17 protein-coding genes are annotated in these 13,898 nt (G+C 62.9%); 6 read left to right on the top strand and 11 right to left on the bottom strand.

Going from position 1 to position 13,898, the window contains the following annotated elements; all coding sequences use genetic code 11:
* Positions 1-35 precede the first annotated feature (35 nt).
* On the top strand, positions 36-971 hold the full coding sequence (locus TPEN_RS06920; RefSeq protein ID WP_011753013.1) for a CPBP family intramembrane glutamic endopeptidase: 936 nt from the start codon (positions 36-38) through the stop codon (positions 969-971).
* 47 nt (positions 972-1,018) lie between these two features.
* Here the strand turns inward: TPEN_RS06920 and TPEN_RS06915 are convergent, their stop codons facing one another.
* The 3 genes from TPEN_RS06915 to TPEN_RS06905 form a co-directional block, all read right to left on the bottom strand.
* Positions 1,019-2,440: a M20 family metallopeptidase gene (locus tag TPEN_RS06915; RefSeq protein WP_011753012.1), complete on the bottom strand. Its 1,422-nt coding sequence runs from the start codon at positions 2,438-2,440 to the stop codon at positions 1,019-1,021.
* Complete coding sequence (locus tag TPEN_RS06910) at positions 2,433-3,269, bottom strand: sugar phosphate isomerase/epimerase family protein (RefSeq protein WP_052885260.1); 837 nt, start codon at positions 3,267-3,269, stop codon at positions 2,433-2,435. The genes TPEN_RS06915 and TPEN_RS06910 overlap by 8 nt, the downstream gene beginning before the upstream one ends.
* 118 nt (positions 3,270-3,387) lie before the next feature.
* Positions 3,388-4,767, bottom strand: a complete 1,380-nt coding sequence (locus TPEN_RS06905; protein ID WP_148678010.1) for a hypothetical protein — start codon at positions 4,765-4,767, stop codon at positions 3,388-3,390.
* Between the two features lie 66 nt (positions 4,768-4,833).
* Between TPEN_RS06905 and TPEN_RS06900 the strand changes: the two genes are divergently transcribed.
* On the top strand, positions 4,834-5,946 hold the full coding sequence (locus tag TPEN_RS06900; protein WP_011753009.1) for an S-methyl thiohydantoin desulfurase family protein: 1,113 nt from the start codon (positions 4,834-4,836) through the stop codon (positions 5,944-5,946).
* Between the two features lie 79 nt (positions 5,947-6,025).
* Positions 6,026-6,352: a CopG family ribbon-helix-helix protein gene (locus tag TPEN_RS06895; protein ID WP_011753008.1), complete on the top strand. Its 327-nt coding sequence runs from the start codon at positions 6,026-6,028 to the stop codon at positions 6,350-6,352.
* A gap of 130 nt (positions 6,353-6,482) precedes the next feature.
* Here TPEN_RS06895 and TPEN_RS09885 read toward each other — a convergent pair whose 3' ends face one another.
* Positions 6,483-6,659: a PIN domain-containing protein gene (locus tag TPEN_RS09885; RefSeq protein ID WP_148678009.1), complete on the bottom strand. Its 177-nt coding sequence runs from the start codon at positions 6,657-6,659 to the stop codon at positions 6,483-6,485.
* 182 nt (positions 6,660-6,841) lie between these two features.
* Positions 6,842-7,012 carry a hypothetical protein gene (locus tag TPEN_RS10000; protein ID WP_011753007.1) on the bottom strand — a complete coding sequence of 57 codons (171 nt, stop codon included), beginning with the start codon at positions 7,010-7,012 and terminating at the stop codon, positions 6,842-6,844.
* Positions 7,013-7,229: 217 nt separating this feature from the next.
* Between TPEN_RS10000 and TPEN_RS06890 the strand changes: the two genes are divergently transcribed.
* Positions 7,230-8,249, top strand: coding sequence for an ATP-binding protein (locus TPEN_RS06890; protein WP_011753006.1), 1,020 nt, complete (start codon positions 7,230-7,232; stop codon positions 8,247-8,249).
* A 47-nt stretch (positions 8,250-8,296) separates the two neighbouring features.
* On the opposite strand, the gene TPEN_RS06885 is transcribed toward TPEN_RS06890, so the two are convergent.
* From TPEN_RS06885 to TPEN_RS06875, 3 genes are all read right to left on the bottom strand, one after another.
* Positions 8,297-9,262 carry a coiled-coil domain-containing protein gene (locus tag TPEN_RS06885; RefSeq protein WP_011753005.1) on the bottom strand — a complete coding sequence of 322 codons (966 nt, stop codon included), beginning with the start codon at positions 9,260-9,262 and terminating at the stop codon, positions 8,297-8,299.
* A gap of 71 nt (positions 9,263-9,333) precedes the next feature.
* Positions 9,334-10,179, bottom strand: coding sequence for a putative CRISPR-associated protein (locus TPEN_RS06880; RefSeq protein WP_052885258.1), 846 nt, complete (start codon positions 10,177-10,179; stop codon positions 9,334-9,336).
* A 32-nt stretch (positions 10,180-10,211) separates the two neighbouring features.
* The gene (locus TPEN_RS06875) at positions 10,212-10,649 is read right to left on the bottom strand and encodes a hypothetical protein (RefSeq protein WP_052885257.1); all 438 of its coding nucleotides are present in this window, start codon (positions 10,647-10,649) and stop codon (positions 10,212-10,214) included.
* A 100-nt stretch (positions 10,650-10,749) separates the two neighbouring features.
* Here TPEN_RS06875 and TPEN_RS06870 point away from each other — a divergent pair, with 100 nt between their 5' ends.
* Both TPEN_RS06870 and TPEN_RS06865 read left to right on the top strand, forming a co-directional pair.
* Positions 10,750-10,992 (top strand): AbrB/MazE/SpoVT family DNA-binding domain-containing protein, encoded by a 243-nt coding sequence (locus TPEN_RS06870; protein WP_011753002.1) that lies wholly within the window; start codon positions 10,750-10,752, stop codon positions 10,990-10,992.
* A complete protein-coding gene (locus tag TPEN_RS06865) occupies positions 10,976-11,422 on the top strand; it encodes a PIN domain-containing protein (RefSeq protein ID WP_052885256.1) in 447 nt (148 codons plus the stop codon). Before TPEN_RS06870 ends, TPEN_RS06865 begins: the two co-directional genes overlap by 17 nt.
* A gap of 12 nt (positions 11,423-11,434) precedes the next feature.
* Here TPEN_RS06865 and TPEN_RS06860 read toward each other — a convergent pair whose 3' ends face one another.
* From TPEN_RS06860 to TPEN_RS06850, 3 genes are all read right to left on the bottom strand, one after another.
* Entirely contained in the window at positions 11,435-13,042 is a 1,608-nt protein-coding gene (locus TPEN_RS06860; RefSeq protein WP_011753000.1) for a TM1812 family CRISPR-associated protein, read from the bottom strand.
* Between the two features lie 226 nt (positions 13,043-13,268).
* Entirely contained in the window at positions 13,269-13,478 is a 210-nt protein-coding gene (gene vapB / locus TPEN_RS06855) for a type II toxin-antitoxin system VapB family antitoxin (protein WP_011752999.1), read from the bottom strand.
* A gap of 44 nt (positions 13,479-13,522) precedes the next feature.
* Positions 13,523-13,885, bottom strand: coding sequence for a nucleotidyltransferase domain-containing protein (locus TPEN_RS06850; protein ID WP_011752998.1), 363 nt, complete (start codon positions 13,883-13,885; stop codon positions 13,523-13,525).
* Positions 13,886-13,898: the final 13 nt, after the last annotated feature.

Genomic DNA, 13,898 nt, shown 5'->3' with positions numbered 1-13,898 from the left:
GCTTGCCCCTCGCCCGTTTCCCCTGGTGCGGCTTTATGGGCGCGTGGCGCCGCCTGGCGGCCTTCCTGGCCATCGCGTACGCGCTTGCAACGGCTATCGACGTAGCGGTGTATGCCTCGGGTTTTCGGGGGGCGCTGGCGACGGTTGCGTGGGGCGCGGCGAGGATGTGGAGCGTGGCCCTCGCGGTGTGGCTCGCCGACAGGGTTAACGGTACGGGGTGGGGGGTTAGGGGCTTCCTGGGCTCCCCCTCCTCGGCCTTGAAGCTCTACCTGCTCTCCCCCCTCGTGGCCTACGCTGCGCTCGGGGTTTACGCGGTGCTCGCAACCCTCCTGGGGCTCTTCGACTTCGACGCCTACGTGGAGCTGTTGGCCAAGGCCCTCGAGCGCTCCGGCGCTCCCTCGGCGCTCGCCCCCGCGCTCGCCGTTGCCGGCATAGCGTCCGCCTACCTGGCCGCGGTGACCGTGAACGCCGCGCTAGCCCTGGGCGAGGAGCTCGGCTGGAGGGGCTACGCGTACAGGTTGCTGGGCGGCGAGCCGGGGCTCAAGTCGACGCTCGTGGTCGGCGTTGCGTGGGCGTTGTGGCACGCGCCGGCGACGATCCTCCTCGGCTACAACTACCCCGAGTCCAGGCTCCTCGGGCTCCTGCCCTACTCCGCGCTTCTCTCCGCGGCCACCTACCCACTCCTCCTCGCGACCACGGCTTCCGGTAGCGTGTTGCCGGCGGCCTCGCTCCACGGGGCTATGAACGCGCTCTGGGGGTTGACGGTGGCGGCTTCGAGGCTCAGGGGCGCGGAGGGAGAGCTCCTCCTCGGCATGGGGGTCCTCGGTGTCGCGGCGTGGGCTATCGTCGCCGTAGCCCTATGGGCGGTGGCGGGGCGCAGGAGGCGCGCGGAGAGGTTGCCGGAGGGTGCCAAGCCCGGCGAGCCGGGCCTCGCGGGTGGGAGCGTCAGGGAGGACCGCGGGAGTCGTTGATTCCCGGCAAGGTGCATTGCCGGGGAGGGCGCCGTCTCCAGGCGTAGCTACTTCTCCCACGCGTCGAGCGGGGGCTTGTGGCCCGGTGGTAGCGGGGATCTGTAGACGCGCCCGGCGAGCCTCCTCTTGTGCTCCTCCTTCGCCTTCTCCAGGATCTCGGGCTTCGTGAGCAGGTCGAGGGCCGAGGCGGCCAGCACCTTCGACGCGAAGATCAGCGCCTTGTGCCCGATCCCGGCGGCTGACTGGGCGACTGCCTGCCAGGAGTGCGCGGGGGTTCCGAGGACCCAGGCGGCGGTGCTGAACTCCAGTGTTGGCGCCTGCCAGCTGACGTCGGCTACGTCCGTCGAGCCGTGCATCACCGTCCCCTCGCCCCACGGGTCCGGGACCTCGTCGTCGATGAGCTTGTCCACGAGCCGCTCCCAGCCGGGCCTCCCGGACTTCCTCAGCTGGCCCACCTTCACCTCCCTCGGTATCGTCTTGGCTATCTCCTCGGCGAACCTCAAGTCCTCCTCGCTGTACTCCGGTAGCCCAACCTCGCGCATGTTCCCCACGACGAGCTCCGCGAGAACCCTGTTCGGCAGGAGGTTGTAGACACCCTCGAGGAACTCCACCTCGACCCTCGTCTGCGTCATCAGCGCGGCTCCCCTCGCTATGTCCACGACCCAGCTGTATATCCTCTCGACCTCCTCCCTCTCCGGCGCCCTGACGTAGTACCAGGCCCTCGCGTACTCTGGGACAACGTTCGGCTGGCCCCCACCCCTCTCCACGACGTAGTGGACCCTCGCGTCCTGCGGCAAGTGCTCCCTCATGAACTCCACGCCTATATTCATCAGCTGGACGGCGTCGAGCGCGCTCCTCCCCTCCTCCGGCGACGCGCCGGCGTGGGAAGCCCTCCCGTAGAAGTGGAACCTCGCGGAGTTCACCGCAAGGCTACTCTTAAGCGTAGCCGCGTTCATGTCGCCGGGGTGGTGGCTGAGAACAGCGTCAACGCCCTCGAACACTCCGTCGCGCACCATGAACACCTTGCCGCTGAAGTTCTCCTCCGCCGGGCAACCGAAGAACTTCACAGTGCCCCCCAGCCCCTCCCTCTCCATCGCCGCCTTGACGGCGAGCGCCGCCGCCATCCCGGAAGCCCCGTGGATGTTGTGCCCGCACCCGTGCCCCGGCGCCCCGGGGACGAGGGGCTCCCTCCACGGGACAACCTTCTGGGAGAGCCCCGGCAGCGCGTCGTACTCCCCGAGGATCCCGATGACGGGCCTCCCGCTACCCCACGTCGCGACGAAGGCGGTGGGCATCCCGGCGACCCCCATCTCGACCCTGAAGCCGTGCCTCTCGAGCTCGCCCGCGAGGAGCCTGGAGGACTTGAACTCCCTGAGGCCGAGCTCCGCGTACTCCCAGATCGCGTCGGAGACCTTGACCAGCCTCTCCCTGTAGCCGTCTATCCACTCCAGCGCGTACTCCTTAACCACAGGTCCCGCCCCCGACGTAGCGCATCAACAGCTCCCTGCTCTTCCTCACGCCCGAGGAGTAGTCCTCCCTCCCCTCGTACTCGAGGGAAACCCACCCCTTGAAGCCGTGCCTCCGGAGCATGCCGAATATCCTGCCGTAGTCGAGGTCCAGCGTGTACCACACGCCGCCGCCGAAGTAAGTCTTCGCGTGAACCATGACGGCGTAGGGCGCTATGGCTTCCAGCTCGCTGTAAGTGTCGTGGACGAAGTTCCCGGTATCCATGACGACGCCGAACCACCTCGAGCTAACCCTCCTCACTATCTTAAGCATAGTCTCAGCCCTCGTGGTGAGACCCCAGTGGTTCTCCAGCCCCACTATAACCCCGAGCTCCTCGGCCGCGTCGAGGCACCGGTACAGGCAGTCCACCACCCACTCCACGGCGTCGTCCTCGCTGTAGCCCTCGAGCGGTGGCTCAACACCCCTCCTCGCCATCAGCTCATCGAAGCTCTTCACCGTGCCCCACCTCCCAGAGTCCACCCGGACTACGTCCGCGCCGAGCTCGTAGGCAACGTTAAGCCACTCCACGACACGCTTAACCTCCGCCTCCCTCTCCGCGGGGTCAGGCCTAACGAAGTTGTTGTGAAGCGCGACGGCGTATATCTCGAGGCCGTGCTCGAACGCGAACCTCCTAACCTCCTTCAGGTAGCTCCTAGCCCTCGACTCCACGTGGTCCACGAGAACCTCGACCCCCGCGAAGCCGTCCTCGTAGGCCCTCCTCAAGTACTCCCTCAGCGGCAACCTAGGCCCCTCGAAGTGCCAGTACGAGTAAGTCGAAACCCCGAGCCTCACAAGCAAAGCCGGACAGCCGGGCTAATAAGGCTAGCGAAGAACGCTCGTCAACGCCACGATAGCTGGTGAAGGTGCTTTAAGGATTACTATCGCCGGTAGCCACGCCGCGCGAATTCTTTTAGGGTTGCTCGAGTATCGTTATCCTTATGTAGGCTTCCCCTGTGCCATCGAACCTCAGGTCTCCCTGCTTCATTCCCGGCTCTACGCGGAGCGATGGCCCCGCGGCTGTCCTCCTCTCCCAAGTTGCGCAGGAGAAGTACTTGGAGTAGTCCGTTTGTATGAAGAGTCGGTTGATCTCGTCTTCGCTCTTAAAGGTCCAGGGGTAGAAGAGGTCGATTATGCCCCTGTCTATCACGCAGGTGAGCGTAGGCGTGTTGCCTAAGGCTGCGCCCACGTCGAAGTATAGGTTGTCGTTCCTGACGACCACCGCGAGCCTTCCCCATGCTCCTCCCCAAGCCGTGTAGTTGAGCTCTACTTTTATCTTCTTCCAGGGAGGCATGGATATGTAGAAGACCCAGTCGGAGCCGTTTACCCAGAACCAGCCGTTGCCCAGGTACTTGTACACGGCGCGGAAGGGTACGACCATCATCTTGGAGGGCTGCGCGACGGTCTTCACGGTGGTGTTGCCGGCTATCAGCTCTATGACTGCTCCTTCGAGCTTCGCGGGCGCATAGCCCCACACCTGCTCGAATACCTCGCTATCCGAGAGGTTGAGCGCGAGCCACCTCGCCCTGAGCGTCTGGTTCGTCGAGAGCCTCCTCCACCCCTCGAGGCACACCTTGACGGTCTCGTTGAACGGCACGCAACCAGCGTCGTCCACGCCGTAAGGCGAGAGGTTCAGCCTAAGCACCCCCTCGAAGCCCACCTCGAAGTCCCCCGCGTAGACAGTCCCGTTGAGGGAGACGGGGACCCTGACGTTGACGAACCGCGCCACCCTCCTGGACCTCTCGAAGACTAGGAGCAACGAGGAGTTCGAGGAGACCTCCAGCGCGGCCGAGGAGTTGACGGGCCTGTAGCCGCCCGGGGCTACGGGCTCGACGAGCACTGTCGACGGGCACGGAACCTCGACGGACGCCGGGAGCCGGTAGAGGGAGCCGTTAACCCTAGCCCCAGCACCCTCGACGTTCGCGCGCAGGTAAACAGTGCAGAAAACCCTTTCAAACACAGCCTCGACGGTAGTGTTCCCATACACCTTCGCTACGCCAGGTAAAACGGGCGACCCGTTCACCATCAGCGTTTTCAGCCTCCAGCCCTTCGGCGCCGACGCGTTGATAGCCAGGACCGCCGGAACCCTGAGCGTCAGGGTGGTGTTCACGTAGCTTGAGCCGTTGACGAGCAGGGCCCCAACGCCGTGAACCCTCAGAGCGACTGTGGCGTTTCTAGGCTTCTCGGCGGGCGCTGTAGCCGGCTGCTGGGGTAGCATTTTAGGCGCCGTGAACATCACGTAGGCGGCGACCACTGCTACTGCTACTAGCAGTGCGAGGGTCTTTGCCTTCATACCCATGCGTTACTTCCGGCCGAGGGTTATTTAGGTTTGTAGCGGCGTTAACCCGGGGTCTGCGCGGTGATAGAGGTTAGGACGGAGAGGCAGGCGAGGGCCCTGGTGCTCGGCGCTACAATCCTGGGGACGGGCGGTGGCGGGAGCCCCTCGCGGGGGCTGGCAGCGATCCTAGACGCCCTGCGGAGGGGGTTGCCCGTGAGGATCGTCGACGTCGGCGAGCTCCCGGAGGAGGGCTTCGCGGTCACGGCGTACAACGTCGGCTCGATAGCCCCGGGCGCCGCGGCGGCTAGGGAGCGCAGGATCGCCGACCCCTTGAGGAGGGCTGTCGAGGAGCTGGAGAAGGTTCTGGGCGGGAGGGTTGCGGCGATAGTCCCGAACGAGATGGGCGGCGGGAACACCGCGGCAGCCCTCAGCCTAGCCGCCGAGCTCGGAGTCCCGGCCGTCGACGGTGACCTCGTCGGGAGGGCGGCGCCCGAGGTGCACCAGTGCTCCGCGATCGTCGCAGGGGTCCCGCTGTGCCCCTCGGCCGCCGTGACCGCTAGCGGAGACGTGGTCGTGGTTAAGGAGTACGCGAGCATCGACGACTACGAGGCGGTAGTGAGGCACCTCTCGGTGCTCGGGGGAGGGCGCGCCGCCGTGGCGGATACGCCGATGAGGCGCGGCGAGGCGGCTAGGGCCGTGGTTAGGGGGACGGTGTCGAGGGCGATGAGGGTCGGCGAGGAGGTGCTGAGGGCCAGGGAGGAGGGGAGGGGCCCCGTGGCTGCGGCTACGCGCGCCCTGGGCGGGTGGAGGGTTTTCGAGGGCGTGGTCGAGAGGTACGAGTGGAGGGACGAGGGCGGCTTCCTGCTGGGGGAGGCCGTTGTGAGGGGGACGGGGGAGTACAGGGGGAGGACCCTAAGGACCTGGATAAAGAACGAGCACATAATGGTCTGGGTGGACGGCGAGCCCGCGGTAATGCCTCCCGACCTCTTCTCCCTGCTCAGGGACGACGGCGAGCCCGTCACGAACACGGAGCTGAAGGTCGGCGACAAGGTACACGGGGTGGCCGCGAAGGCGCCGGAGATCTGGAGGACGCCCGAGGGGCTCAGGTACTTCGGACCCAGGCACTTCGGCTTCGACTACGACTACGTCCCCGTCGAGGAGCTAGTCGAAAGAGCACTCCGAGCCACGCGGTGAGCAACAGTGCAGCCGGGGCCCGTGCTCAGCTAGGTGCCCGTGCAAGTAAGCTTAAATTCGCGGAGCCCTCTTACATCTCGTGGCGAGGTTGACCGTTTCGATAGACGACGACCTGGCAGAGCGCCTGAGAAGGGCCGCGGAGGCTCTCTACGGGTCGAGGAGAAGGGTATCCAGGGTGGTCGAGGACGCCCTCAGGAGCTACCTAGCCTCCCTGGAGATAGAGGAAAATGTGCGCTACCTTGCAGTTAAGGGTGGAGAGACCCTCGCCGAGGCAAAGACGCTGTCCGAGCTCGCCGCAAAGCTCAGGGAGCTCGGGGTCGACACGAGAGGGGTTAGGATAGTGAGGAGCGGTAGCCCTAAGAGCCCGGCCCGCGGCGGGTACCGCTTAAAGCCGGCGGCTGAGTAAGAAGCATTAGCGTGATAGCCTCCTCTAGACTCAGATTCCGTGAGAATGCGTGCCAAGCCCGTCTACCAAGGTTTTCGCCCCTCCGAGGCTTAGACGCTCCGTCCTTGGTTACTGCGGTGCAGAGTCTCCCTCAACCACTCCTCCGCCGATACGGCGACACCCCCAGCCTTCTCCAGCAACTCCCTGTCACTAGTAACGAGCCTCGTGCCCTAGCGTAGTGGACGTAAGCCGCGTCGTAAGCCGTGAGGCCGAACTCTACAGCCGCCTCAGCTATGGCCTGGAGATCCTCGGGCTCGACTCGTACCACCTACAAGTACTCGATTAGCGACGATACAGCCGAGCGAGAGTCCCTGAGAAGCCCTCTGCGCCCCTCCACTACAACGGCGTTAAGAACCTCGTACAGCGTTAAGTCGAGCACGGCGGCGCCCTCGAGGAGCTAGCGCGCGGGGATCACGGGACAACTTCATGAAAGGATAGAGGGCCGAGGCATCAACGAGCACCGGGAATCCTGCCCCTCCTGGAAGCCTTCACGACCTCCACCCACTCCTCGACCGGAAGATCGCCCATGCTCTCAGCGAAGCCTCTCAGAGCCTCCTCGACCCTCCTCAGCTTCTCCTCCTCGACAGCCTTCCTCAAAGCCTCCTCAACAACCCTCCACACGTCAACCCCCCGATCCTCCTATGCGTACCGGTGCTCGAGCCGCGCTTTACAAAGAGCTGGGAATGGTTGCTAGTAAGCATCTCTGACCCCCTCCTCGCCTTAGGGAGCAAGGCTTCTATTTGCAGTGAAAACAAAAGCCAACGGTAAAAGCTTTAAGCGTTGAAATAAATTGATGCTAAACAGGTGCTGAGGCGGGTGGTTGCAGAGGGGCGTAAAAATGTCTTTTTATGTGAGGTTTGTTAACCGTGTCAAGGAGATCGATTCTCTAAGGTCTTGGTGCTCATCCCAGAGAGCTACCCCCATCTATCTCTATGGTCCCGAAGGCTGCGGGAAGACGAGGCTCCTAAAAGAGTTTGTTTCTAGGTTTGAGGAGTTCTTCGGTGAAGACGCTATAGCTATATACATCGATGCTTTGGAGAGAGAGTCGCTGTCAAAGGCTTTTCTCTCATCGAAGTCTGTGAGAATAGCAACTGAGACTCTTCTAAGCCTTGTTGAGAGGTTCTCGGGTCTCGCGGTTGGGAGAGCGCTAGCAGAATCCATCGTAACTCTCGTTGAAAAAGCTCTTACGAAGAGAAAGCTGGAGGAAAGCTACATACTCATAGCGGTTGACGATGTTGCAAAAGCCGTTGGGCTCGACCAGATCGAGCTGTATGTTAAGTGGCTCTACGAAGCTATGTGGAAGCTCTACGAGGAATACAAGCCAAGAGCTATAAACATGGCTGTTACAACGTCTGAGGGGGAAAGCCTAAACCTTGTACTGAGACATAGGCACTCGTACATAGCTCTCCTATGGAACCTTGATAAAAGGGGTTTCGAGGAGCTGTTCGAAGAGCTTAACCCACCAAGTAGCATAGACTTCGAAACTGTTTGGAGATTGCTGGGTGGAAACCCTGGGAAGCTGGTAGAGCTTAAGGTAACGTATGGGTGGAGCATAGACGACATGATCAAGGATGCAACCGCAAGGCTGGTTTCAGTAGCCAAGGAGGTTAGAGGCAGAGGGCTCGTGGAGCAAGTTAAGCTGATTATCGAAGACCCCGACAACATATGGCATAGGGCGTCTGTAGAGATGGGAGAGGCGGAGAGGATACTGTTAAGACGCAATCTAATCATATACAAAGGAATGCCGACGATAGCGAGGGAGGATGTGAAGCCAGACAAGGAGATCGGCATAGGGGAGTACTATGCATGGCAAATACCCTCGTATAGAGAGATTCTGAAGAAGATACTTGGCGTGTGAAGAGACCAGCGCACCAACCCCTCTTCGCATCGCGCGGGAGCACAGTCTCAGCGCTTGTAAGGTGCGAGCGCGTAGAGCCCTAGCTCCCGGGCTCTCTCGTCGGCGGCTGGGTGCACGAAGAAGCCGAACAGAACCCCCAGGACCTCCCCCGCCTCCCTCCCGGCGAGCCTCGCGTAGACCCTCTGGTAGAACTTGTCCACGTCGTCCCTGTAAATCCTCGCCTTCACCTCGCCTACGACCAAGACCCTCCTCCCCTCCCTGGTCCCCTCCCCGTACAGGTCGACCTCCACCTCCTCCCCGTCCACCCTCACGACGCCCCTGCCCAGCTCCACCTCCACGCCCAGGTGCCTGTACAGCCAGCCCGGGACCATGAGGGCCGCCACGTCCTCCAGCCCGAAGCCGATTGCCTCGCTGAGCCTGCCGACCTGCGCGGCAAGCCCCCTCACAGCCTCCTCGAGCCTAGCTATTGCCTCGTCGTGCCTAGCTATAGCCTTCTCCAGCCTAGCGATGGACTCGTCGTGCTTGGCTACGGCCTTCTCTAGCCTAGCTATCGTCTCATCGTGCTTGGCTACTGCCGCCTCCAGCCTGGCTATTACCTCGCTGTGCTTAGACACTGCCGCCTCCAGCTTCGCTATGCTCTCGCTTTGCCTAGCCACAGCCTCCTCCAGCCTGGCAAGCCTCTCCTCGGATTTCGCCTGAGCCTCCGCCAGCCTAGCTACAGCCGCCTCCAGCCTAGCTACTGCCTCGTCGTGCCTGGCTACGGCTACTTCTAGCCTAGCGATAGCCTCGCTGTGCCTGGAAACAGCCTCCCCGAGCCCGGCCACCGCCGCCTCTAGCCTGGACAGCCTCTCCTCGGCCCTCGCGTGTGCCTCCACTAGCCTCTCGACAGCCTCCCTCAACCCCTTCAACTCCGCCCTTAGATCCTCGAGCCCCAGAAGCCCCACTACCGCGTACCTAAACTCCTCGTCCTCCCTGAGCAGCCTGAGCATCTCGCCTTTAAGGCTGGAGGCCATCGAGACTAGACCTCGGCAAGCCTAAAAACCTTTACGGACACCCGGCGCCGGGCCGCGGCGCGGCAACGCTCCTACTCGACTAGCTCGAGGAGCTTCCTGACCCACTCCCTCGCAACTACCAGCCCGTCCCTGACCTCGACGAGGCCCTTCTCCTCGAGCTCCTCCACGCTTACGCCCCTCCTCTCCAGGGCGCCCCTGGGGGTGGGCTCCCTCAGCTCCCGCAAGGCATCGGCGTATTTCGCCTTCAAGCCGAGGGGTAGCACGGGTAGCTCGATGACGTCCCTCGTAGCCTCGTGCACGTAGAACACGGAGTCCGCGCCTACGAGTAGCGAGACCAGCGTCAGGTACGCCGCCTCCACCTTGAAGCCAGCCGTAGCGTTAACGTAGACCCTGTACCCGCTCCTCTTCTTGTTCGCCATCAGCCTAGCCGCCTTGTCCACCATGTCGAGGAGGGCCTCGTGGAAGTACTCGTAGCCCCACCCGAACTTCTTCAGCTTCACGGGCTCCTGGACCTGGACCCTCGCCCCGCCCAGCGCCCCCCGGAGCCTCTCCCTCGCGTACCTCTCGACGAGCCTGGCGCAGAAGTACCCCGTACCAGTGTCGGTCGAGTAGAACATGAGCTCGACGTCCGCGCCCGCAAGGCTACCCTTCCTCCTCTCCAGGAAGCCTAGCAGAGCGTTAAGCTCGGCGCTAGCCTCCCTGGGGCTAGCCTCCAGGACCCTGTAGACGGCGTCGAAGAGCTCGTCGCCGGGGTGGGCCCTCGCCTCGAACTCCCTCTGCCTCTCGTCCGTGACGCTGAGCCTCGAAGAACCCTTGACGAGGCCGCGGTACTTCTCGGGGACCCTGTCCAGCCACTTGGTCTCCACGTTGCCCAGTATGCTCGTACCCACCGTGGAGACTACGAGCACCCCCGCCATACGCTCCAGGAAAAAACCCGGAGTAGATAAACCTAGCGCACGTAGCCCGAGTACTTGCGGAGCAGGCGCCCCACCTCCTCCGCGAGCCCCTCGGGCAGGAGGGGGTCCGAGAGGTAGCCGGCCAGGTCCCTCAGCCTAGCCTCCACCCACCCGAGGTCCCCCTCCTCAGCGGCGACCCTCAGCTCGACGTCCATAGCCTCCAGGTGGGCCCTGTAGGAGTCCGGGTAGGCCCTCCTCAAGACGCCCCGGTCGACCCTGTACCCCATCCTCTTGAGCGCACTTATCTCCGCGAGCTCGTGGATCAAGAGGTACCTGTTGCCCACGACGCCCCACAGCCCCGCCCTGTCCCCGGTGTAGGTGTCGGCCTCCATGTACGCGGCGAACTCCTCCGGCGAGACGTCGCAGTCGAAGCCCCTCCTCCTCAGCTCGCCGCAAACCTCCCGAACCCTCTCCTCCACCTCCCGCGGCAACACGGAAAGCAACGGCGCCCGGCTTAAAAAGCTCGGGGTCGACAGTTGACGATGGTTAAACTTTTATCCGGGTTTAACCGTGTAAGCATGGGTAACCGTGATGAAAGCCGTGCTCAGGGTCCGCAGGAAGGGCGTCGTCATACTGCCCAAGAAGCTGAGGGAAGCCGCCGGCATAAGCGAGGGGGACGAGGTCTACGCCGAGGTAGCGGGGGGAGCGATAGTCCTGAAGCCGCTGAGGCCGACGGTCGTGGACGTCGACCCCTCCCTCGTCGAGAAGCTACTACGCGAGGAGTACGAGCTGGAGGAGGGCGCCGGGGTGGGCGGCGCTGAGGGCAGTCCTTGACACCGGGGTACTGGCGGAGTACATAGTCGCGAGGGCCCCCTACAGGCCCAGGGTCGAGAAGCTCTTCGGCGAGGCGGCGAGGGGAAGGCTCAAGCTCTACGTCAGCGTAGTCACGCTGAGCGAAGCGCTCTACGTCGCCTCAAGGATATACGGCGCCGCCGGCGTCGAAGACCCGAACGAGAAAGCCCTAGAGTTCATAGACTGGGTCACCGCCAGGGCGACCCCAGTAGCCGCAGACGAAGACGTAGCCGTGAGGGCCGGGGAGCTGAAGAAGAGGCTTCGAATAGCGCTACCAGACTGCTACACGATAGCGACAGCCCAAGCCCTAGACGCCACCCCCCTCTTCAGGGCGCCCGAAAAGGAGATGATACCCGTCCTCGAAGCCCTCAGGAAAGCCGGAGTAAAGTTCCTGGATGAGGTGGAAGCGTAGCGCCCAGCGCGCTCAACCCTTCTCCACAACGCTTCTCACGTTCTCCATGCACTCCTCCCTGTACCTCACGTAGACGCTCCCACCCTGCACCTTGACCTCCACGACGTTCCTCTCCAGGCCCGCGTGAGCGTAGAAGTTCCTCGCGTCCACGTCGCACTTAACCCCTCTCCCGAGGATCTCCTTAAACTTCTCCACAGCCTCCCTCCTAACCGAGTCCCCGACACCCTCCTTGCGGAGCAGGCCCTCCACAGCGTCGTACACAGCCGCGTAGGGCACAACCCTCCCCTCAAGCTCTATCCCAGCATCCCTCGCCGCCGAAACCCTCCTCTTAACGTCGCTCACCTCGTAGCCCAGCAACCTCTCGCCGAGCCTCGTAAGCCCGAGGGACCTCCCCACCTCCAAGAGCCTGTCAACCCCCATGAACCCCTGCTCGTCCACCCCGCACAGCTCCGCCAGCCTCGGGACCACGCGTCCAAGCACGTAGACAGCCTCCAAGACGCCCGGCACGGAGTCGCTGAACGCGTAGACATGCTCCACGCGCACCTCGCCACCGGAGGCGACGTCCCTCTCGTAGAGCGCCCCTCTGACCCTCTCTAAAAGCCTCCCGGCCATCGAGGAGAAATCCCCGCCGGCGAGCTCCCTCACCTTCGAGCACAGGTAAAGCGTTAAGCCGTAGCCGGCGAGCTCCACCAAGGCCTTCGCCAGCGGTTTAACCTCCTTCAGCTCCCCGAACTCCTTCCTCAGCTCTTTAAGGCTATCCGGCGGCTTGACCTTCTCATCCTTCTTGAGCATCCTGTAAGGCTCCGAGTCGAAGTGCGGGAGCAACTCCTCCAAGACCTCCCTGGGCGAGGCGCTGAACACCTTCACGTCGACAACCATGACGCCCAGCTCCAAGCCCGCGAGGCCGCCCGCCGGAGTATCGCTCTGAACGGTGGCGACGCAGACCTTCCTCCCCTCAAGCGCGCTGTAAACCCTAGCCACCCTCTCGACAACCCTCTTCGCGACTATGGGCAGGTAGTTTATCCCGTGCGTAGAGTCGAAGACAACGGCGTCCGGCTTGAAGGCGTCGACCCTCTCGAGCAGGTCCAGCTCCATCGCGACAGCCGCGTTCTGCGGCGACCCCCTAAACACGTACCTCTTACCCTTACTACCGGGGCCCAGCGCGTACACACCCGTACCCGGCAGAACAACCGTGGAAACCTTGTCGAGCGGGAACCCAACCTCCCCGAAGTAACCGGAGACGAAAAGCCCGGCAACCTTCTCGGCCCTCCCGCGAACCTCCCCGTAACCCTCCGGGTCCTTGTTCAACCACCCGTCGACGTATTTGTTCAGCTCCTCTACAAGCTTCCCCCTGACGTCGTCGTCGGAGGGAACGCTCAATCTCGGAACAGCGGACAGAGAGTCAAGAGCGTAGACGACGACCCCCACGTCGAAGCCCATCTCGCTCAAAGCCTTCGCCTCCACGGGAGTAGGGCTGTGGGCCTCCACGTAGCCTCCAATGCTCCACTCGCTCAACCTATGCCACTTATCGACGTTGGCCGGCGGAACAGCGGCCGAGTACCGCTCTTTGAGCCAGTTACCCGGGAAGCCCCACGTAGCGACGACCAAAACCCTGGACACGGGGCATCCAGGAATTACTGTGCAAAAAGTTAAATAAGGCTTTCGGGGCGGACGATCAAGAATCGAAAACGAATAGTAATCGGTGGTAAACGTTCAGCCCTTAACCGATGAGCTCAAAACATTCCACGAGCAGATCCGCGCTCAACCCCAACGCGAACAGCCGACACTCCACCCTCGGCATCAACCATCCTCGCGGTCCTCCCTAACGTACTTAGCGGCGGTCCCGCTAGGCGCCGGGGGGAAGAGAAGCGATAACCTTCTCTAAATCCTCTACAGCCTTCGCTTGCTCAAGCTCCTCAACCCTCCTCTCTAGAAACCTCCTCACCTCCTCACCCCAGTCAACGCGGCCTCCAAGCTCATCCATACGCCTCTTAAGCTCCCCCGGAATCCTAAAAGAGACAGTCACGCCCCTCCACCAGCAACGCACCGAGAACATACGCGTACACCCACACTTAAAACCATCGCGTACACCAGCCACCGCTACCGGGAAGCCTTCGAGCTGTAAACCCTCACACCCCTCTCGAAAGCCTCCGCGTAGAAAGGGTTCCCGGCGGCCACCGCCTCCTCGAGCTCCCTCCTTGAGACAACCGTGACCTCTACATCCACGTCCCCCACACTCCTCAGCGCGAACCTCTCGCTATCCGAAACCTCGCGCTCAACAACGACCAGAATATCCACGTCGCTCAACCCCCGCACGAACTCACCCCTCGCGAGAGAACCAGCCACTATCACCTCCAAAGGCCTATACCTCTCCACCAGCTCGTCTACAACCCTCTCCAACCCCGGGACAAGGTCCTCCAAAGCCCCACACCTAAGAACCTCCCTCAACCTCACCCTCGACACATACAACCACCCC

It is taken from the genome of Thermofilum pendens Hrk 5 (assembly GCF_000015225.1).
GTDB classification, from domain to species: Archaea; Thermoproteota; Thermoprotei; order Thermofilales; family Thermofilaceae; genus Thermofilum; species Thermofilum pendens.
The sequence above is the reverse complement of the archived record's forward strand: the minus strand, read 5'-3'. Positions and strand labels throughout refer to the sequence as shown.